General features: G+C 30.6%; 25 protein-coding genes and 1 pseudogene. 3 read left to right on the forward strand and 23 right to left on the reverse strand.

Features of this window, described 5'->3' with window-relative positions; translation table 4 throughout:
* The first annotated feature begins 82 nt into the window (after positions 1 to 82).
* A complete protein-coding gene (locus tag ACD762_RS05620; protein ID WP_423363015.1) occupies positions 83 to 310 on the forward strand; it encodes a hypothetical protein in 228 nt (75 codons plus the stop codon).
* Complete coding sequence (locus tag ACD762_RS05625) at positions 295 to 1,437, forward strand: hypothetical protein (protein ID WP_423363016.1); 1,143 nt, start codon at positions 295 to 297, stop codon at positions 1,435 to 1,437. The genes ACD762_RS05620 and ACD762_RS05625 overlap by 16 nt, the downstream gene beginning before the upstream one ends.
* A gap of 48 nt (positions 1,438 to 1,485) precedes the next feature.
* Here the strand turns inward: ACD762_RS05625 and ACD762_RS05630 are convergent, their stop codons facing one another.
* The 12 genes and pseudogenes from ACD762_RS05630 to ACD762_RS05685 all read right to left on the reverse strand — a co-directional run bounded on the left by ACD762_RS05630 (position 1,486) and on the right by ACD762_RS05685 (position 8,710).
* Positions 1,486 to 2,163, reverse strand: coding sequence for a GNAT family N-acetyltransferase (locus ACD762_RS05630; protein ID WP_423363017.1), 678 nt, complete (start codon positions 2,161 to 2,163; stop codon positions 1,486 to 1,488).
* Between the two features lie 614 nt (positions 2,164 to 2,777).
* Entirely contained in the window at positions 2,778 to 3,539 is a 762-nt protein-coding gene (locus tag ACD762_RS05635; protein WP_423363018.1) for a CPBP family intramembrane glutamic endopeptidase, read from the reverse strand.
* A gap of 16 nt (positions 3,540 to 3,555) precedes the next feature.
* Complete coding sequence (locus ACD762_RS05640; protein ID WP_423363019.1) at positions 3,556 to 4,002, reverse strand: helix-turn-helix transcriptional regulator; 447 nt, start codon at positions 4,000 to 4,002, stop codon at positions 3,556 to 3,558.
* 167 nt (positions 4,003 to 4,169) lie between these two features.
* A complete protein-coding gene (locus tag ACD762_RS05645; RefSeq protein WP_423363020.1) occupies positions 4,170 to 4,649 on the reverse strand; it encodes a DUF7000 family protein in 480 nt (159 codons plus the stop codon).
* Between the two features lie 407 nt (positions 4,650 to 5,056).
* Positions 5,057 to 5,452, reverse strand: coding sequence for a hypothetical protein (locus ACD762_RS05650; RefSeq protein WP_423363021.1), 396 nt, complete (start codon positions 5,450 to 5,452; stop codon positions 5,057 to 5,059).
* 156 nt (positions 5,453 to 5,608) lie between these two features.
* Positions 5,609 to 5,827: a hypothetical protein gene (locus tag ACD762_RS05655; protein WP_423363022.1), complete on the reverse strand. Its 219-nt coding sequence runs from the start codon at positions 5,825 to 5,827 to the stop codon at positions 5,609 to 5,611.
* Positions 5,828 to 5,857: 30 nt separating this feature from the next.
* Positions 5,858 to 6,187, reverse strand: coding sequence for a hypothetical protein (locus tag ACD762_RS05660; protein WP_423363023.1), 330 nt, complete (start codon positions 6,185 to 6,187; stop codon positions 5,858 to 5,860).
* Positions 6,188 to 6,273: 86 nt separating this feature from the next.
* A pseudogene (locus ACD762_RS05665) lies at positions 6,274 to 6,477 on the reverse strand (terminase TerL endonuclease subunit); the annotation flags it as partial.
* Between the two features lie 115 nt (positions 6,478 to 6,592).
* Positions 6,593 to 6,769 carry a hypothetical protein gene (locus ACD762_RS05670; protein ID WP_423363024.1) on the reverse strand — a complete coding sequence of 59 codons (177 nt, stop codon included), beginning with the start codon at positions 6,767 to 6,769 and terminating at the stop codon, positions 6,593 to 6,595.
* 75 nt (positions 6,770 to 6,844) lie between these two features.
* On the reverse strand, positions 6,845 to 6,991 hold the full coding sequence (locus ACD762_RS05675) for a hypothetical protein (protein ID WP_423363025.1): 147 nt from the start codon (positions 6,989 to 6,991) through the stop codon (positions 6,845 to 6,847).
* A 154-nt stretch (positions 6,992 to 7,145) separates the two neighbouring features.
* Positions 7,146 to 7,913, reverse strand: coding sequence for an EFR1 family ferrodoxin (locus ACD762_RS05680; RefSeq protein WP_423363026.1), 768 nt, complete (start codon positions 7,911 to 7,913; stop codon positions 7,146 to 7,148).
* A gap of 383 nt (positions 7,914 to 8,296) precedes the next feature.
* Positions 8,297 to 8,710 carry an SDR family NAD(P)-dependent oxidoreductase gene (locus ACD762_RS05685; protein ID WP_423363027.1) on the reverse strand — a complete coding sequence of 138 codons (414 nt, stop codon included), beginning with the start codon at positions 8,708 to 8,710 and terminating at the stop codon, positions 8,297 to 8,299.
* Positions 8,711 to 8,887: 177 nt separating this feature from the next.
* Between ACD762_RS05685 and ACD762_RS05690 the strand changes: the two genes are divergently transcribed.
* On the forward strand, positions 8,888 to 9,613 hold the full coding sequence (locus ACD762_RS05690) for a TetR/AcrR family transcriptional regulator (protein WP_423363028.1): 726 nt from the start codon (positions 8,888 to 8,890) through the stop codon (positions 9,611 to 9,613).
* A gap of 218 nt (positions 9,614 to 9,831) precedes the next feature.
* On the opposite strand, the gene ACD762_RS05695 is transcribed toward ACD762_RS05690, so the two are convergent.
* The 11 genes from ACD762_RS05695 to ACD762_RS05745 all read right to left on the reverse strand — a co-directional run bounded on the left by ACD762_RS05695 (position 9,832) and on the right by ACD762_RS05745 (position 20,849).
* Entirely contained in the window at positions 9,832 to 10,644 is an 813-nt protein-coding gene (locus tag ACD762_RS05695) for a hypothetical protein (protein ID WP_423363029.1), read from the reverse strand.
* Positions 10,644 to 12,263: a PD-(D/E)XK nuclease family protein gene (locus ACD762_RS05700; protein ID WP_423363030.1), complete on the reverse strand. Its 1,620-nt coding sequence runs from the start codon at positions 12,261 to 12,263 to the stop codon at positions 10,644 to 10,646. Before ACD762_RS05700 ends, ACD762_RS05695 begins: the two co-directional genes overlap by 1 nt.
* Positions 12,264 to 12,275: 12 nt before the next feature.
* On the reverse strand, positions 12,276 to 12,500 hold the full coding sequence (locus ACD762_RS05705) for a helix-turn-helix domain-containing protein (RefSeq protein WP_423363031.1): 225 nt from the start codon (positions 12,498 to 12,500) through the stop codon (positions 12,276 to 12,278).
* Positions 12,501 to 12,625: 125 nt separating this feature from the next.
* Complete coding sequence (locus tag ACD762_RS05710) at positions 12,626 to 12,811, reverse strand: hypothetical protein (RefSeq protein WP_423363032.1); 186 nt, start codon at positions 12,809 to 12,811, stop codon at positions 12,626 to 12,628.
* 30 nt (positions 12,812 to 12,841) lie between these two features.
* Complete coding sequence (locus tag ACD762_RS05715) at positions 12,842 to 13,171, reverse strand: hypothetical protein (protein ID WP_423363033.1); 330 nt, start codon at positions 13,169 to 13,171, stop codon at positions 12,842 to 12,844.
* Between the two features lie 153 nt (positions 13,172 to 13,324).
* Entirely contained in the window at positions 13,325 to 13,753 is a 429-nt protein-coding gene (locus tag ACD762_RS05720; RefSeq protein ID WP_423363034.1) for a hypothetical protein, read from the reverse strand.
* Positions 13,754 to 14,606: 853 nt separating this feature from the next.
* On the reverse strand, positions 14,607 to 15,443 hold the full coding sequence (locus ACD762_RS05725) for an ImmA/IrrE family metallo-endopeptidase (protein ID WP_423363035.1): 837 nt from the start codon (positions 15,441 to 15,443) through the stop codon (positions 14,607 to 14,609).
* A gap of 40 nt (positions 15,444 to 15,483) precedes the next feature.
* Complete coding sequence (locus ACD762_RS05730; RefSeq protein ID WP_423363036.1) at positions 15,484 to 15,981, reverse strand: hypothetical protein; 498 nt, start codon at positions 15,979 to 15,981, stop codon at positions 15,484 to 15,486.
* 47 nt (positions 15,982 to 16,028) lie between these two features.
* Entirely contained in the window at positions 16,029 to 19,043 is a 3,015-nt protein-coding gene (locus ACD762_RS05735; RefSeq protein WP_423363037.1) for a type I restriction endonuclease subunit R, read from the reverse strand.
* Positions 19,024 to 19,611: a hypothetical protein gene (locus tag ACD762_RS05740; protein ID WP_423363038.1), complete on the reverse strand. Its 588-nt coding sequence runs from the start codon at positions 19,609 to 19,611 to the stop codon at positions 19,024 to 19,026. The genes ACD762_RS05735 and ACD762_RS05740 overlap by 20 nt, the downstream gene beginning before the upstream one ends.
* Positions 19,578 to 20,849, reverse strand: coding sequence for a restriction endonuclease subunit S (locus ACD762_RS05745; protein ID WP_423363039.1), 1,272 nt, complete (start codon positions 20,847 to 20,849; stop codon positions 19,578 to 19,580). The genes ACD762_RS05740 and ACD762_RS05745 overlap by 34 nt, the downstream gene beginning before the upstream one ends.
* Positions 20,850 to 20,856: the final 7 nt, after the last annotated feature.

Consider the following 20,856-nt stretch of genomic DNA (forward strand, 5'->3'; position numbering starts at 1 on the left):
AAGATATAACACATAGTGTACATTTTTAGATATAATATGTCTAAGAGCTGGCCAGTTCAATAAAATTTGAAAGGGATATATTATGAAAACAATTAAATACCTAATACTGTTATTAATATGTGTATTAGCATATGGGCAAAATGATGTTAAAGCATTAAGTGGTGTTATAGAAGAAAATGTACAGCAAACACTAGAAGAAACAAAAACAAATTCTAACGGTGAAGTAAGTGTCTCTACCACTATTGCTAAAAAGTTAATAGAATTACAACCTAGTAGCACTAAAAATATCTTAGCATGATTAAAAGTTTAGTTTTAATTATTGTATTATTAGTGACTACTAGTTGTGCAAGCAGTCCTAAAACAACTTATGTAGATGTTAAAGAGTTTGATTTAGCTAGTTTAAAAGATTATGACTTTATTGAAAATAAGCCAGAAAAAGCTAAAATTTCAAAGAAATATCAAGTAGTCAATAAAAATTTTGAATATGCAAAACAAGACAAAATTTGTAATAATAATAGTTATCTAGGATCTTCTAATACAGGCGTTAGATTTTATAGTACTGATAAAGAGGGACAATATGGTACTAATTATAGTATTTATATAGCAAATGATAAGAATTCTTGTAAGTTTATTCATCTTTTTGAAAATGTAAATGCTTTTTCTATAAATTATATTTTCTATTACAATACTGCTTATTTTAATATAATAAATAATCATGATTCTGATAATAACTCTGGATTATGGAGAGTATCTGAAAGTAAAACAGTACGTGTTAGTAAATTTTATTCTATGTCTAGTGATTATGCTTTAGATTATACAAATGGTGATCTATATACTATAGAATTCACTGCAGATACTGCCTGGTTTAGAAAATATAATAAAAATAATCAATTATTAGATGAAGTAGATTTTAATGATAATGATTATATGAATTTGTATATAAAGGATGATAAAATATTTTTTATTAGTGAAGTAATTGTTGATAAAGAAGCTGAGTTGACACATCATATAATTAGTGAATTTTCTTTAGAGAGTGTTTTTGATAATATTAATGGTAATCCTCTAAGTAAAGTAGAAATTAAAAATAATCAATCTTCTTATAATACTGTTGAAGTAAATGTAGATTTAAATTATATAATATTTTATAACAGTAATTCACTAATATGTGATTTAGAATATCAACACTGTTCTCGTTATGATTATATTACTCAAGTTGGTACTAATAACATGTTATTAGTAACAGTTAATGATATAGAGGAAAAAAATCCATTATATTTAGTTGAACTAAATACTAATAGAAAGCAAAAAATACTTGATTTTGCAACATTTTTAATTCCTAATATGAATGATAAAATTATAACCTTAAGTGTTTATGATGAAAAGAATGCTGGTTCTGATAATAGTAAATATAAAACAATAGTATATAAAATTAAATAAAATAGACAAACCGCAAACCTTAGTTATATAGTTTGCGGTTTATTTATTTTATTTAATAGGTAATATATAATCTGCTAATCTAGAAATTATTGTAGCATTTTTTTTAGATATTTTTATTTCATAGCACCAGTTATTAATTACATTTCTATTCTTTTTAATTGTTGTATTAGCGATTTCTTTAAAGCCATTTTTTTCATAAAAGTATCTATTTTTTGGTGTGTTAGTAGTAAGATTTAAAATATTACCATTGTGTTTTATAATATAAGGTATAATAGCTCTTTCCATCATTTTACTACCTATTCCCTCTTGTTGCATTTTTGAAGAAACTGCATATAACTCTAAAAACCAAAATAAAGGATTTTCTGGTTCAAATGATTTTTCTATCTTTTTTGAGACTGATAAAAGATTAAAGACGGTTTTGATACCATACTTTTTAATATAGGAAAAACCTCCTGCCTTTAGATAATCAATAAGTTTTAAGTTTGTCTTATCTCCTTGTCTTAAAAAAGATGCAGCAATTACTTCATTATTATAAATACCTACTAAACAAGTTTGTTTTTTATAAAAAACTTTTGTTTGAATTAAAAATAAGTCATAAAATGCATTCTTATTGTTTTTATGTTTATTCAAAAAAGTGTTAAACAAAACATCTTCATAAAATGCATTACTAAATAATGTAGCAACTTGTTCTATTTCTTCTTTCTTTATCTTTCTATATTTAATCATATTTTTACCTTCAATCTTTTAATGTTAGTGCTATTACAATAACATATATATAAATGATAAATCATTTTATTGATAATAATTGTGCATTACAGATTTAGAACAAAATAGTACTTATTGAAATCTAAGTTAATATAACTCTAAAATTTGAACACTAATAGCTATTAAATAGTTATCAAAGCCTCTTTCAATATCTTTTCTAAGACCATCTAAGATACCTGAGAGTAGAAACAACAAAATAGATGGTGTTCATTGCTCTATAATTTTTAAATAATCTAGAATTAGGTCTTTTGTGTTGTATATTGAAAAATTAATATTCATCGCTAGCTAACCTGATATACTTATTTAGTAAATTTCATCCATATTAGATTATTCTCATTGTTTATTTTACTTTCTTTTTTTATTGAGTTCTTTTTTAATTATTTAATATCTATTTGACATTTTTGATGATCTTCTATAAAGACTATTAAAGAATTATTATATATAATTCCTATTAAATGTAATAATTGTTTAATTAATTTTATAAAATTTGTTATAGCATTATATATATAAAAAGACTTCTATATTTCTAAATGCTTTAATTTAGTTAGAAATAAGATGTCTTTTAAGTTTATATTTTAAATAAAGATTGTCCAAATTAATTTTGAGATAATATGAAGACCCATATGTGATACCATGGCATACTGAATACCATATTTTGTGTAGAGCCATCCAAAGACTAGTCCAAATCCACCGTTTAATACAAAACATCTTATGATTAGTAATGGTGTTAACTGACCAAAGATATTAATTGTAGCTGGAAGATGACCAGCTGCAAATAATAATGCTGTTATGATGTTAGCTATTATGTATACACTCATAGGTATTTCTTCTTTTGTTTTATTTCTATATATTACTTTCCAAATAATATAAACAAATAAAGACATTAAAAATAATCTCATTAGGATTTCTTCTATTATTCCACCATATAATGCAGAACCTATTAAACTTGCAATTGTTGTATTTGTTTCATATAATGTTGCGACCTTAGGTATAAAAGCTCCAAAGATCCAGTAGTCTAAGCTGAATAGTATTCCACATATTAAAGTTATAATAAGTGTTTTAGTTAAAGCTTCTTTTTTAAACTTAAGTTTTCTCATTAAGTTTACTTTAACTGATAAAATATAACCTATAAAGCCACAAACTGAACTAAATATCACTGTTTGTACTGATGCTACTACTATTAGTAATTTATAACTACCTATTTGATCAATTATTTGATTTTGTACTTCTTTATCAAAGGTATCAAATGAATATATTCCTACAAATGCACCTGCAACTATCATAACTGGTAAAAACTTTAAAACAAATATTGCTGCTTGTTTCATTACTTCTTTCATTAATTAACTCCTATTTCTATTTTGTTTTCCATACTGTTACTAGGATATCTTTAAGTACTAATAATGCATCTAAATCACTGTAGTTATACTGTTTTTTTAGATCATTAAGTAGTATTTTTAATTGCTTAGCATAATATTCACTGTTCACTTGTTGCTTGTATTCTGAAAGAATTGGATATTTTTTAGACCATGCTTTATTCCAATCTATTTTATTTGTTACTTTATCATTTGTTTCAGTAATTACTTTTTGTATCTCTTGAACATCTAGATCAATATCTATTAATTCATCTAAAGATATATGATATATACTAGCTAATTTTTTTGCTTGTCTAATATCTGGTATTGTTTCTTCTAATTCCCATTTTGAGATAGTTTGTCTACTAACTCCTAATTTTTCTGCAACTTCTTCTTGTGATAATGCACTTTTCTTTCTTGCTTTTATTAAATTATTTCCAAGTCTCATTAGTATAATCTCCTTATATATTTTATGTAATAATTATAACTTTTATTAAGCTACTATTCTAGCAACTCAAATAGGAAGTTATGTTAAGTATAAGGGCATTCTGATTGTTTTTTTCTAATCGTAATTTTTTACTACTATATACTATTTTAGCATTATTTTAGCATGATTTATACATTATTTTTTATATACTCTTCTATTTCTTGTGTAAGATCAACTGCGCTATCAATTATATTTTTTGTCATTAGCTCTTTGTTATTAAAATTTATATTATTTTCTAAAACTACTTCTAAAACTGAATATTTAGGAATATTTGTTACATTTTTATTCCATTTTGTATCTTTAAGAATATTCCAATATTCTTGATGTAGCACTTCATTTCTTGCCATTAACCACAATTCAATTTGCATTTCTTTATGATTTAAAACAATTCCAAATCTAAGTCCTTTATTTCTTAAATAGTCATTATAAAAAGCAAAATAAGTATAATCTAAGTAACCAAAAGAAATATTTCCTGTTTTATATTTTGTACAAAAATCAGCTTTTAATAAAGCAATATATTTAGTTAATGCTTTATATGCATCTTGAATATAACCTTCTTTTAGATAATCTTTGTATATTTTAATACTTTTATTAATATCTTTTTCCATTGTTTATCTCCTATATATATTTTCTATTATAATAGCATATTAGTAAATTATAATATAGAAATGTTATATTCATTATTAAGTTAAAGATACTTATATGTAAAAGAAAATTCTTTATTTTGTAAATATAATTTAGATCGTACATACTTTTCATATGTTTTCTAATAGTAGTTTTCAATATTATTAAAACTGTAAATAGTATCAATAGCAAATTCATTATTAGACAAATCATTAAGTTCTTTCAATACAGAATGATTGCTAAGAATATCCTTAAATATAATTTGATAAAGTTCTACTTCTTAATCAGACATGTCAAAATCTAATAAAATATCATCTAGTTAATTATAATATTTTATGCAACAAAAAAGTATTAGCATATCACTAATACTTTTTATATTATTGAAAGTTTTCTATAATCCTTTCCAACCTTTTTTAGCAAGACTAATTACTTCTGAATCATTAATTTTATACTTCTTATTATTCTTACTTCTTTTTGAATAAACATCTAAAATTTTATTTGTTATTTCACTCATATCTTCTTTATTAATAACTTCTCTTAAATAAACTATTAATGCTGGATTTTTCAAATACAAACCAGTATAATTTTCTTCATGTTTTGTTTTAAGAAAATTAATTATATGAAACTTTTGACTTGCTTTAGCTAACCCACCTGCCTCAATTATCCATAATCTATTATCATACTTAAAATGACTTCCTTCTTCTACATCAAATATTTTTTTAGAATTAATTGTATCTGCTGGCATTTCATCATTTTCTATTATTTTAATCAAATCACTTATTATCATATTCATTCCTCTTTCTATGTTTATAATTTTTACTAATTTAAAGAATATTCTATTACTATCATAAAGAATAATACATATTCATTATAAATGTATTATTTGTAAATTCTATAACAGGTTGTTACTTTTATATTAACAAATACAATTTTATATAATACTTTATTTTCTCTTTTTGTAATGCACCCCAAAAGTTAGACTTTTAAAGAAGCGAGAATATTCGCTTGTAGCTGAAGGGTTCATGCAAATGGCAACTAATGGATTCTTTCCTAATTTACCTAGAGCAAAACGATATGGTTGATACTCTTCTGGTAATATGAAATTTGGTTCAGAACCATTAGGGTAATTAACTGTCCTTTGAGTTACTTTATTTTCACCCATTGTTTATTATTTCTCCTGTGTTGTATTGCACTAAATTTTTTCGTATTCTTCTGCATCACTTCCATTGTTTCCTAAATGCCTTACGCCACTTATTGTTCCGTTATCAACATTATCAAAGAGCCATCTTCCTAATAAAGCAGGAGGGGTATCAATCAATTCTCGAAGCTTAAATCTTTCTCCACTCTTCAGTTTATTTATTTTAATTACCATTTCTTTGTAAAGCTCGGCATAAGTACTCTTCCCCTGTAAAGAACGATGTTTGCAAAGCTCTGAAATATTGGGGAAACCATTCGCTTTGACTTCTTTCTCAAGCATTAGCTTTTCTGAATCACTTACTGTAAACTGCACTCTATATCCCATTATATTCCTCCTTTAGGTTTTTGTTCACATTTCTGTTCACAAGTCTATTATACACCTTTTTTTTAGAATTACAATAGTAAGTTATTCTAAAGTACAAACAACCCTCTCTCATCATAAACAGATGCAGAATTCACATTCCCATTTCGTATTGCTCTATCTAGAGACATGATCGTAGCAATAGCTCCATCAATCTTCTCAGTTGATTTTTCCTTTTCAGCTTTGATATTTCCAGCAGGACCAGTCCGAATAAAGATGTTATCCATGTTCCAATTAAGAACTGGATGACCACCAAATATAGCAATAGAAGATGGAACATTTCCAGTTTCTATTACAAGATTATTGTTTTTTGCACAACCACTCAAAACACATATAAAAAATATAAATAAACAAATTGCTACAAATTTTCTATTTGACATAAACATACCCATCTTTCCAATTAGTCACTAATTTATATTTTGTAGGACAGTCAAATTTAAGCTCTTTTCTAGGCTGAATAGTTCTAGCATTTACATTTGATTTCATACCAAATATGATAAAAATAAATGTAAATATAATACATAAACTTATTATTTTCTTTTTCATATTTCTTCATTCCTTTTTCTAAATTTTAATTGAATATTTTTTTTGAGTGCAAAACTGCTATTTTCTTTAACAAAATTATATAACAATCAATGTAAAATTAAAAGATGGATTGTTTAATTTATCAGTTTTAATGTTTAATTTAATCATGCCTTTCTTATAAACTTTAGAGAATAAAGCTAAATCTTCTACTGATTCTATACTTTGAAATACTATATCTGTCATTATAATCACCTCAAAATGATTATAACAAAAAAGAATACTCGTATGCATAACTGCAGAAAGTTACATTCACACTTTTGAGTATTCTTATTTAACCATTTATATTCTGCTATCATCAAGCGCAGAGTGCCGTAGTGATATCTTTATTTTGATCATTTTAAATCTTCGTGTTTGGGTTGACATATTGCCCATGCTTTTGGGTCTTCTTTCCATATTGAATAGAAAATTTAGGGCAACGATGAAGACATCCAAGGCAAAGATTGCATTTGTCTTTTACCCATATTGGTCTATTTTCTTGCATATGAATTGCTTTTGAAGGGCATTTCTTAGCACAAAGTCCGCATCCGATACAGTTTTCAAGTACAGTGAATTTTTCAGTTTTTCTTTGTCGTTCATACGTTGGATAAAATAATTTCACCGCAAGTGATGGCATTTTACTATCCTGAAAATCTCCACAAAGATTTTGAGCAACTTTTGTAGCAACCTTTTCAGTCTGTACCCTTGATATTTCAAGAGTGCGTTTTACTGCATCTTTATCTGATAAATCATACATTGGAGTCCACGTATCTGGTGTTTTAACGCTAAAATATCCATCAAGTGCAAACCCTCTTTCTTTCAGATGATCATTCAACATACGTCCAACTTGTCCAGTAGTCGTATCATAAGTAGCTATACTATAGCAATAGTGTGAGCCCGAATCGGATGTGTTCAGCTTCAACTTCTTGATAAATTCACGTACAATCAACGGCAGTCCCCAAAAATAAGTAGGCGTTACAAAACCTAGCAACTCATCATTTTTTAGATCAAACTCTAATTTATCATTATTGACACACTCTGTGATAGAAAAAATATTATCATTTGTTGCAATGACTATTTTTTCAGCCACATATTTACAGTTTTCTGTTGCCGAAAAATAAAAAATCATATTAATCTACTCCTTTCTTTTACCCAACGATTGGGTATTATACTTTAGAAAACTTCATCAAAATTTCGTGAGGAATGGTTTTTTGCAAACAACCTATAACTCTTATAAAATAAAAGTGGTGTATAAACCCCTCTTTTTCTTTGTGATAGGCGTAAAGTTTTCCTTGCCACTTTTTCAACGTTAAGAAAAGGTAACATGTTTACGAAGCTCTTATGTTCTGAAGGGCTTGTAGGAGAAGAAAACATCTCTATCTGCATATTCCCAGGACAAAGTGCTAGACCATTGATTCCCTCTTTTTTTAACTCTTCAAAAAGACCTTTTTTAAAATTGAATGTGTACGCCTTTGTTGAGCTATAAACAATTATATTGAGTAAGGAACAAAGCTAGCAACAGAGCACAGTTGATAATCATACTTTCTGATTTCATATAATGAGTGCCATATAAGTCAAAATTATTGGCACTTTAGAATTTAATGAAAACACCATTTTCTGCCTTTTAAGATCTACCTTTTTGAATTCTCCACTTCTAACAATGCCTGCATTGATAATTAGTAATTTAATGTTTGACTTTTCATGAACCAATATTTCTTTAAAGTTGTTCAGAATTTCATCATCCGATAAATCAAAGGGTAGTAACTTAAAACTAATACTTTGACTATCCTCAGCGATTTTCTCTAGCATTTCTTTTCAGCAGGCAATCAGCCATATCTCATTAATTTCTGGCATCTTGCCTATTATTGTTTTAACAAATTCTTTTCCAAGACAAGATGTTGTTCTGGTTGTAATAGCAACTTTCATAATATATCTTCTATTCTTATATCCTTGTTTTGTAGAATTTACATATGTAAGGATTTTGACACTTACAAAATGCTTATCCTTAAGATAAAGTGAATATCAAGAAGAGTCAAGTGATAAAACTGCGGATTTGTCTAAATTTGGACAGAACTTTGAATCTGCAAAAAAAGGAGTAGTATTATGAAATATGATTTATCAAAGAAGCCAACAAAAGGAGCTATGCGAACACTAGATGCACTATCTTGCGCAATGTTTACTTTGCTATCAAAAAAAGGCTTTGAGGACATAACAGTAAATGAGATATGCGATATGACAAGCTATCCAAGAGCCACCTTTTATAATTATTTTGATGACAAATTCGATTTACTGAATTATTGTTGGCATATTTTGGATCAACAGATTCATCTTGAAGAATATGAAAAAATGGATCCTAGAGAAAGTCTCTACATATATTTTGACCGTATATATGATGTGGTTGAAAGTAGTAATGAAATTATTAAAAAGATTTTAAGTAACAACACGGAATCGGGATATATGTTTAATAGTTTCAAGATTTATATGAATGCAAAAGTCAGAGAAACATTTCAAAAATGTTCTTTAACACCACATTATCAAATTCCAAGCGAAATTGTTTCAGATCATTACAGCAACACCTTGCTCTTAATTTTGGAATGGGTGTTTTGGAAAAAAGAGCATTGTGACAAGGAGAGTGCCCACAAGTATTTGAAATATCTGCTTGATGGATTAAGTATACAAACAGACAAAAAAACTAGCTGAGCTTTGATAGAACCAGGTGGACAACAAGATTTTGAAAATAAACAAATTCACCATTTGTATTTTGAGTGCATTAGAGAAAGCAAAAAAAACGCTAAAATTGCTCTCACAAACACCCAATTCAAACAGTAGATGTGTTCTCACACACTTCCAAATGTTGAAATGACTGTGTTTTTCACAAAAGAATATGTTTTCAAGCAACAAAAAAATGGCAAGACTGATTTTCTAACCAGTCTTGCCTTTTTATCATTTTTATAGAAACTGCACTAAAATATCCTTTTAGTTATTTTTCTTTGTTAACAACACTACACACTCAACATGTTTTGAGATGAATTCATAGCTGTCAAAAATTAGTCACTTGAATATTTTAAGGGAAATTTCTCTTTTGGGGAATATATCCACTTAGGCCTTTCATATGCGGGAACATATCAGAAATTAGCTAGCAACGTGTTTCTACTTTCTATAAAACTAATTGAGTTATCTATGTATTCAAAAATTTCATCAGCATTCATTTGTGAAATTAATTTGGATTTATCCTCTCTAACAAACCATTCAATCTTCTCTCTACATATATCTCTGCCACTAAAAACCAAACTAAGATTCTGACTCACTATCCAATCTACTAATTCTTCCTCATTCTCAAAAAATTCAGATAATTTCCCTTTTCCAAAACATTCATACAGAGTCATATCTATTCGATCGTTTGTAATTTTATATCTTTCATTATTCATTTGGCGATTAGGAAGAAGCATAAAGTTTCCTGGTGTATAGCATAATTTTGCAAACACATATAATTTTAAATTAACGTCTTTGATTCTCTGAGAATATGCAGTTTCTTTATTTGTTCTTATTTGCCATAATAGTTCATTAAGACTTTTTTCTGTTTTAAAGGTACTCCATCCTGCCTCTAATTCAAGCAGTCTTATATATGGAGTCCAGAAAGAAATAATTGTATCTGCATATATCGCTTCTTCATCAGTATATTTTAAACCTGTTTCTTTATTGATTTGGCTTTTATAGTATTTTGCATCATTATCATATTTCAGCTTAAGCTCATCTTTTTCTTTACTAGAAAGTTGGTCATATTTCTTTTCTGCTTTTTTCTCTTCCCATACCAAATAATCATCCAGTATTTCAATGATACTGTTTTGATCTAAACTCATTATTTTAACCCCACATTTTCTCTCTTTTTCGCTTTGTAAATAGTACTTTGGAATCTTCTTTGCATTTCTTCCTCTAGCTCATTATCATAGTCCTTTGTATGCTTATGCAATGCATTAATAAAATCTTCAAAATAAGGCATCTCATCATACAGGTTTCTATTTTCAACGAAGAAATTATAGATTTCTCTGTAATAAACCACAGTGTATTTTTCGCCGCATGAAAACTTACTCAAATCAATGCGGTTGTAATTTGGTGAAAAAATAAAACAACTCACAGTTTTCTTGCAGTACTCATCATCAGTTGTAACAAATTGATAGTATTTATTTAGCTGAGACTGTACTTGATTGCTGTAGATATCATGACTTTCATTAATGCCATTAATGCTAGATTTGATTTTATTCTCTATTACAACAGCATTATTTTTATCAGAAATTAGTAGGTCAATATTTTTCTTTTCTCTCTCAATGGTAAAATCAGTTTGTACATCTACAGATAAAACTTCCTGTGCAAACCTGGAAAAAGCATCTCTATTTATATCAAAAAAGTAAGTAAACATATTTGAAAATGCGAGTTCATTATCTTCTTGCCTAATTATTTTTAGGAAATTGAAATTGGGATCTTTTTGAGGTTCTGGTAATTCAGATATTGCTTGTGTCGTATTCGCTTCTTCCCAAAGTTCTTTGTTTTCTATTATTTGATTCAAATCAGTGAAGGACTCTGGCTTTTTATTTTCGTTGTAGAACTCCCTTAATGTTTGCTTGCCAAACCCTTTATTTGTGCGAACAAAAAATACGTTATCATCACTTACAGATTCATCATCTGTAATGTAAACAGGACTTTTGGGTTTGACAACACTGTCTGCAACAAAGGTAGTATAAACATTTTTGTTTCCTTCAAGACTACCACGATATAAATTTTCTTCAAATAAATCAACTAGACTTACTCCACCATAGGTCAATCCTAATGTAACTTGTCCTTTATACCTCTCTTTTCGTGGAAATTTGCTGTCAGCAAAATCAAGAATCGTAATACCCTCTGCTTTCGCTAGTACTTTATAAGTTTTTTGAGCAAATTTCCTAACCAACAAAACAGTGATTTCATATTCTTTATGAGACAAATCTATCGATCCTTGTGAATTGAGATAAACATAATTTTTTCCATCATCTGCCTTATAAAGGTTAATGATTTCATGTCCTATATTTTCACCCTCAGACAAATAGGTCCCAACATACATTTTATTAATTATTATCTCACGGCTCGCAGGTTTTGGCTTTGCAGTGATTTGTTGTTTATATTCAATAGGTTCAATAGCTTCATTAGACGATAGAAACAAGCGGAATCTTCTAAGATGAGACATATAGCCGCTAACCAGTGAATTAACATTACCTGACGAGTTCTCAGAAAGAGCTTTTAATAATGCATTTCTTGCCTCTTTCTCAAAATTAGTAGTTGCTAAAACATCCCAAAATAGCTCTTTACTCTCTTTTCTCCAAAGGTAAAAGGTGTCCACATAAGCAGTATTAATTGTTGCTTTTGAAATCCTCTGGTTATGTAAGAATTTTCTGTATAAAGAACGTAGCTCATCATACGAAAGAGCTCTCATACTATTTAGATCCAAAATATACCTCCTTTACTCATTACCTATCTTTATTACATTTCCTTCAGTAAAAATAAATGCCTGCTCAAACCTGACCCCCAGCACATCAGCGATGGCTTTCAGCTCATCCAAGGTTACCGTTTCTCGTTGTAATTTCTTATTGAAATTCTGTGGAGTCTGCCCAATACGCCTAGCATGTTCAGAAACACTTATATTCATTTGTTCACATAGTTCTTTAATCATTTCTGCCACAGTCATTCAGCACCTCCAAGTTCACGCTAAGAATATTATTAACCATTTGGTTGATAGACACAATAGTTATTAAAATATTATTATAATCAGCAAACAAAGAAATCCCACAACTATGTAATGCACCCCAAAAGTTAGACTTTTAAAGAAGCGAGAATATTCGCTTCAGCTGAAGGGTTCATGGAAATAGCAACAAATGGATTCTTTCCTAATTTACCTAGAGCAAAACGATATGGTTGATACTCTTCTGGTAATATGTAATTTGGCTCAGAACCATTAAGGTAATTAACTGTCCTTTTCGTTTCTTTATTTTCACTCATTGTTTATTATTTCTCCTGTGTTGTATTGCACTAAATTTTTTCATATTCTTCTGCATCACTTCCATTGTTTCCTAAATGCTTTACACCACTTATTGTACCGTTTTCAACATTATCAAAGAGCCACCTTCCTAATAGAGCAGGAGGGGTATCAATCAATTCTCGAAGCTTAAATCTTTCTCCACTCCTCAGCTCATTGATTTTTATTACCATTTCTTTGTAAAGCTCGGCATAAGTACTCTTACCCTGTAAAGAACGATGTTTGCATAGCTCTGAAATATTGGGGAAACCATTCATTTTGGCTTCTTTCTCAAGCATTAGCTTTTCAGAATCACTCACTGTAAACTGTACTCTATATCCCATTATATTCCTCCTTTAGATTTTTGTTCAGACTTCTGTTCACAAGTCTATTATACACCTTTTTTTTAGAATTACAATAGTGAGGTATTCTAAAGTACAAACAACCCTCTCTCATCATAAACAGATGCAGAATTCACATTCCCATTTCGTATTGCTCTATCTAGAGCCATGATCGTAGCAATCGCAACCTTTGTCATGCCATCAAAGAAAAAATAGTTTTAAAGTTTCTTGTTGAAGTGGAGTTAATTCTGTCATCGCCATATGAAGTTTTGAAATTAACTGTTCCTGCTCTTTGGTGGATTCCCACGTCAGTAATTCTTCTAATGGATTTAGTGCATCAGCCATAACAATATCACCAAGTGAAATATCCTTACCATTATCATTATTGACGGTTTGGTGTAATGATTGATTAACATAATATTCGTGGTGACTGTTCTTATTTACTGCTTCATCATCTTCACCATGTAATAGTTCAATAAATACTTCCATGTCACCATTTGGCTCAATTGCAGTTTTAGTACCATCTGCATGAAAATAAATATAGTTAGTACATTTCTTCTTGCTTGTCTTAAAAAATCTAGTCATTTTCCCTGACTCCCTTCGATTGTGGTCCATTGGACGAATCGAAAGAAGTTAGAAATTGATAATTGCTTACCGAAAAATGGGCATAAAAAATAGGCTCGCCAAAATCACGGAGAAACAATGAAATCATGAGAGTTGTAGCTAACTACAGCTCTTTTTTCATATTCGTTTCAATCCGTCCTTTTTGGTGGCCACCTTATTAGACATTGTTTTCATCAGAACTATTTCTGACTAACTAAATTATAAAGTAGATTCCAAGTAGCAAAACAGACATGTTCTTGTCCATTTCAATGCACAAAAAAAGGCTTAATCCTAGAATAAGGATAATTATGGAGGACATTATCATGTCCAATTTATGAAAAATTATTTTTATAAATTTACATTTTTGTCAAATAGAAACTTTCGAACTTCATCCTTTTTTTACCACACTGAGATTTTAGTGCAAATTGATACCATTAATGATCCTTATTTCCCGGTTTAAATGGATATGCAGAATTTGAGATAATGTGATTGCTAATTTCTGGTGGAAGATAAAGCACAAAACAGATTGACACCAATGCTTGTGTTGAACCATCCGATTCACCTTTGAAAATTCTTCTCACCTGCTTATTACTCATAAGTACTTTTTCAGCAATTGATTTATAGCTCATTCCTCGCCACTCACGAACCATTTCTAAGCATTTGCAGTAATCTTTTGGGAAGGCTATTAAGCATTTTCAGCTTCTTCAAGCATTATTTTTTCTATATAGGCTGATTGTTTATCTGGTGTCGAGTTTTCATATCCCTTATGTAATTTCAATTCTAATTCATAAGGAGATTCTTGGTCACGATTTAGTACACAGGATAATTTAAACGTTTACGAAATATTTTTATTTTTAAGGGCTACATCAAAGACCAAAGCACATTCATGCATATTTCGTAGCGCATACTCTGTCAAAACTATATCACCAAATATCTCTATTTCAACATATTTAGGTGTATTCAAAACAAAATGGGAATCAATATAAATATATTTACCAGAATTTAGCTTTTCACGCAATTCTGGATCAATTACAGACTGGAGAGCAGCATTTAACGTATCGGTTGTGAATGTTTGTTTTGGATTCAGCGTTTCTGTTTTCCAAGTGTGTGCTTGAACATAGTGGCCATCTATCCAGTTATAAGCCACGATAGCTTGTTCAAATCCACACTCCACCAAACGAATTTTAGCAGCAAGTTTTGACACCTCAAAAGATGTCGATAGTTGGTCAATTAGTTCTTCATAAGACTTTTGCTTGCCATTATTTCTAAGGTTATATTCACGTTGGATAAAATCTACATGTTGCTTGAACATTTTGTTAGGAAGCAATATTTTAGGTGCTAGTGCTCGAGCATGCCATTCCATCCAGTCAATTGCCATTAGATGACTCGATTTAATTCCATCAAACTCTTCAACAGTTGCGACAATATTAGATAGTTCTGGTTCATACAATCTTACCAATTCAAAAGCAAGTCGGTGTTTATGTCAATGTACGCATTCGTGAATAACAGTATTATTTAACGCCTCAATATTTCTAATCTCAGCAACTCTCGAATCAACAAACATTGTTCCTGCTTTTACTTCTTTACCGTCTACTTCCGTAACTTGAAAGAATATTTGATCAAAAATACTACAGTCGTCGATAATTTCCTTGTAAATAACTGTAAGTCCCATTTTTTAGCAATCTCAAATGGTTTTACTGCATGAGGGAATTCTAGTACCATAGGACAATACTTTCTCAAAAACAACTCTGCTTCAAAATCCAAATCATCCTTAGATATAATTGGCACAAGTGCATCCGATAGCTTCTCTTAAATCTATTTTTAGTGGCTTTATTATAAATTTCTACATACTCAAGTGCAAACAAACGCTTTTTCACATTAAGTACTGCATTACAAATAATGTGAAACAAAACAGTAGAAGTGTCTTCACTATCTCCATATCGATTGCTATATTCACTAAAAGAGATTTTAGCAGAGGTAATTACATCAAATTCTATCTGATTTGTTTGAGTATCTCCATTAACATAGACTTGTTCAATAGTAGTATCTTCAAGAGACAAGTCGTCACCATTTAAGTACTCTACATCAATTGAGTTGGAATAAAATTGGAATTCAGACCTATGATCTGGAATGTATTCTTCTATCGATTCAAATATCTGATTGTATAATTTTTTATGAATGAATCCCTTGAATGAATACTCTTTTGACATAAACGACCTAACCCCTTATCTAAATAATTTTAACGTAATAAACAGGTTTATCCTGCATCTGTCCACATCTCACACTGTCCAATTACAGTAGTAATAGCATCTTCCACGCCTTCAGGTGGATATTTGTATTTTCTTAACAATTGTTTTACCATTCGTCTCATACCTGCACGAGCTGATTCCTTTTTCTGCCAATCAACTGTTCTACTTTTACGAAGCATTTCCGTAAGCTCATGTGCCAATGCTACTAATTGGTCGTTTTCATAAACATCTTGGATTGCAGCTGGTTTTGTTAATGCATCATAGAAGGCCAATTCTTCCTCAGTCAGTCCCAAAGCATTTCCTTCTTCACTTGCAGTTGACATTTCCTTTGCCATTTTCATCAATTCTTGAATAACTTCTTCATTTGAAAGCATCCCATTTAAATAGGCTTTCATTGCATTTGAAAGCAAATCTGAGAATTTTTGAGATTTCACAAGGTTTGTTCTTCTGTACAACGATACTTGCTCAGCAATCAGTTTTTTCAATAGCTCAACAGCAAGATTTTTCTCCTTCATCTTAGCGATTTCTTCCAGAAATTTTGGATCAAAAAGAGAAAATCCTGTATCTATATCAGAAAATAGGTTAATAACTCCTTCACTTTTAATACTGGATTTGAGTAAATCGTTGATGCGTTGATTTATCTCTTTTAATGACAAAGGTTTTCCTGCTTCAGTTATTCTGGTAAGTAGTGTTCTTACAGCTTCAAAATAAGCTGCTTCAAATCGCTGCTCTGGATTTAGTAAAGAACGGCAAAGTGTGAGTGCTTGGCGAAGTAATAATACTTGCTTAATATACTCTTCTTTTTCCTTTTTTTTATCAATTCCAGATAAGAAGTTTACTCCAGCACTAATAGTTTTTGCACGGACTAAATCTGTAGCATTTTCAGCCATGAATGCTGAGTAGTCGAACCCATGGAAAATGTCTCTACAAACCTCTAGTTTTTCGATAAATTTAGGTAATGCAGTTTCAGCAATATTAGGGTCTCCAAAATTCCCTTTGTCACGCTTTGTATAGTCGTTCATTGCTTGACGCAATGCACCAGCAATACCAACATAATCTACAACTAGTCCACCTTCTTTATTTTTATAGACACGATTAACTCTCGCAATAGCTTGCATTAGATTATGACCACTCATTGGCTTGTAAACGTACATTGTAGCAAGACTTGGAACATCGAATCCTGTTAGCCACATGTCAACAACTATTGCAATCTTGAATGGATCTTGGTTATCTTTGAATTTTTTTGCCATTTCATCTTTATGGCGTTTATTTCCTATGATATCATGCCAATCTTCCGGGTCATTATTTCCAGATGTCATTACAACGCCTAGCTTTTCTGTCCACATTGGTCGTTTCACAAGAATTTTGCGATAAATCTTCATAGCAATTGCTCGAGAATAGGCTACAATCATAGCTTTTCCTGTTAGTTCTTGTTCACGATTTTCTTCATAATGTTGAATGATATCATCTACCAAAGCTTCAAGTGTTTGGTCTGCACCAAGAATAGATTCCATGCGACCAAGTTCATTCTTACTCTTTTCGATAGCATACCCTTCAGCATTTTCTGCCATCACATCATATTCTTCATCAATTTCTTTTAGAATGTTGTCATCAAGTTTCAAATGAATGACACGACTTTCATAGTAAACTGGACGAGTTGCCCCATCTTCTACTGCTTGAGTCATATCATAAACATCGATGTAGTTACCAAAAACTTCTGTAGTAGATTTATCTTTACTAGAAATTGGAGTTCCAGTGAATCCAATGTAGGTAGCATTTGGCAAACTATCCCGAATTTTTCGTGCAGCACCTATTTTCACTTGACCACTCGTTGCATCTACCTTTTCTTCAAGTCCATATTGTCCACGATGTGCTTCATCTGCCATTACAATAATGTTTCTGCGCTCTGATAAAGGTTCATCAGATTCTTCGAATTTCTGCATGGTAGTAAAAATAATACCATTTGCTTCACGACCATCTAGCAGTTCTATCAAATTAGCACGGTCTGTTGCTTGTACAGGTGTTTGACGTAGAAACTCTTGACATTTTGCAAATTGACCAAACAGCTGATCATCCAAATCATTTCTATCAGTTAACACTACAATTGTTGGTGAGTTCAATGCTTTTTGTAGTAAATGGGCATAAAATACCATAGATAGGGATTTACCACTACCTTGTGTGTGCCAAAAAACACCTCCTCGTCCATCACCTTGAGTTGCTGTAAATGTTGTGGCAATAGCCTTTCTGACTGCAAAATACTGATGATAAGCTGCAAGAATTTTTGCCTCACCCGAAAAACAGATGAAGTTTTTTAAGATATCTAAGAATCTACTTCTCTCAAAGATTCCTTCGATAAAAGTATCCCACTGGGCATACTGAGTGTTCTCATAACTGCCATCTGTAGTTTTCCATTCCATGTAACGGTCTTCACCTGCAGTAATCGTCCCTGCTTTTGAGGTAGCCAAATCACTCATGACATTAAATGCATTATAATTGAAAAGACTTGGAATTTCTTTCTGATAAGTCTTTAGTTGCAGATAAGCATCTGATGCATCTGTCTCTTCACGTGAAGGGCTTTTCAGTTCAAAAACAACCACAGGAATTCCGTTCAAGAAAACAAGAACATCTGGACGTTTTTCGCTATTTTCAACAATTGTCCATTGGTTAACTACCGTGAAAGTATTTTTATCTACATGCTCATAGTCAACCAACTTTACAATATCATTTTGCTGTTCTTCATTATAGTAATAAGAAACTTCAATTCCATTTTGCAAATACCTCATAAACACTTCGTTTTTTTGGACTAGTGATCCATTCTCAAATTTCACTAGTTTATTGATTGCTTCTGTGATGGCTAGTGATGGCAAAGATGGATTAATACGAGAGACCGCAGACTCTAATTCACCCAAATAAAGTGATTCTGAATAGTCTCTAGCGACATCAGGTCCATAAACGTGGGTATAACCCAACTCCTCTAACAGCTGTATTACTGCATTTTCATAATTATCTTCTGCAAACGCCATCGTCTACACCTCCTGTGTTTCTTACTTTATCCTTTAACCTGTTAACTAAGAAAGGTTTTATTGAATTAAGAATGATTGCTGTAGCTTTTTTATCTTGACTTGTAGTCCTGCTTCTTTTATTAAACATATCTAGCATAAACTGGTAATCGTTAATACCATCGTATTTATTATAGGATGTTTCTAAAAAAGCTCCTTCTTGATATAAATATCCGAGTAATTTCCTAGAAAAATACTCAAGGGACAAAGTAAGAAAAGCATTTTCTTCTACTGCATGAAGGAGTTTGAACAGTTGTTCCTTGACGTTAATTCCTTCATTCAAATCACTACATTCAAACTTCTTGATACAAGAGCTTCCAATAGGGTAAACCATAACTCCATTTTCGTTGTTCCTAATTGTATAAAGATATTTCAGACTTTCTTTACCACAAATACAGGATTCTAATTGTTGTTCATCTTCTTCTACATCATAGATAACCCACTCCATTACAGCTGAATCCCAGATTTTTGAGACGGATTTATCAATAACATTTTGTATTAAATTTCTGTAGTAACTACTTTGATTGACCATAATTTTCTTCCTTTTATTTTAGTGGTAAATCATCATTTAGTTTCTTCGTCAGTTACAGTAATCTCACCAGTCATCAGTTTTGGAAGCAATGTATCTCGGGTAGCCTTTAGCTGATGCTGCTCGAATAAAGAGTCTCTAATTTTTTCAATCATCGGGTTTACTATTTTTGAAAAATCTGAAATAACATCCATTGGCGGTATATCAATACTTAAATCAGCTAGTCCATTCTCCCATACAGCATAGGGCATAGTAGATCCTTTGGACGTACTATTGGCAAAATTAATAGAAGAATTTTGATTACAGATCAATAATGCAAATTCCAAATATTCAGCATAGGTTGGTCGTAGAACAAAACACGTAGAACGAGTTATTCCTCTAAATGGAGCAACACAAACTCTGTGGAAGTAAACCCTCATCGCACCGATTAAGATGTCATTCTTGTCAAATGTTATCAAACTACTTTTTGCTTCATCGTTTGGTCGGAACGTATTTAGACCCAATGAATTCATCGGTAATTCATCAATCGGAACATATGGTAGATCTGGTTCTTCCCCTGACTTTATCGTATTCTTAACTTGCATTAATATGTCCGATAACTTACCATTAGTCCAGTTAGAAGGTTTTACTCCACCAAAAGGTTCATAATCAATAAACCAAGATGTAAAAATTGACTGAGCCATCTCTGCTAAATGATGATTTATCTTTTTATTATTTTCAATCTTTTCATCTAATGAGCGTAGCGTTATTGAAATTTTTTTCTGTTCATCTAAACTTGGTAAGTCAATCTCAACCTCTCCAATTTGCTTTGTGGATATGTTAACTTGAGAAGCACTTCCTGTTGCTCTTTGGGCTAAGTCATAAAAATTACTAAATTCACGAAAAAAGTAATATAAGTAATCTTTATCCACTTGATCTTCATAAGGTATAATTTTGCATACCCTTTGATTCAATAATGCTGGTTCATCAAACTGATATCTGGAAACTCGTCCAACCCAAGTTAACGGATTAGATTTACTAACAGGGTCACCTGTAAGTGCAAACAACACATCATCCTTGTGTACAACGTACTTTTCTTGATTGCTACTTATAGTTTCAATTGATGCACTGTCATTAAAAAATTGAGTCAGTCCATTTTTTAATTCTTTTATCTTAATGACTTTGTAATCACCGTTTTCTACGAAGTCCTTTGATTTAAAGGCATATCCGTTTTGAAATTCACATACTTCACTCAATTTCATAGAGGTC

The sequence above is a fragment of the Mycoplasma sp. P36-A1 genome (assembly GCF_049478495.1).
In the GTDB taxonomy this organism is placed as follows: Bacteria; Bacillota_I; Bacilli_A; order JAJDGJ01; family JAJDGJ01; genus P36-A1.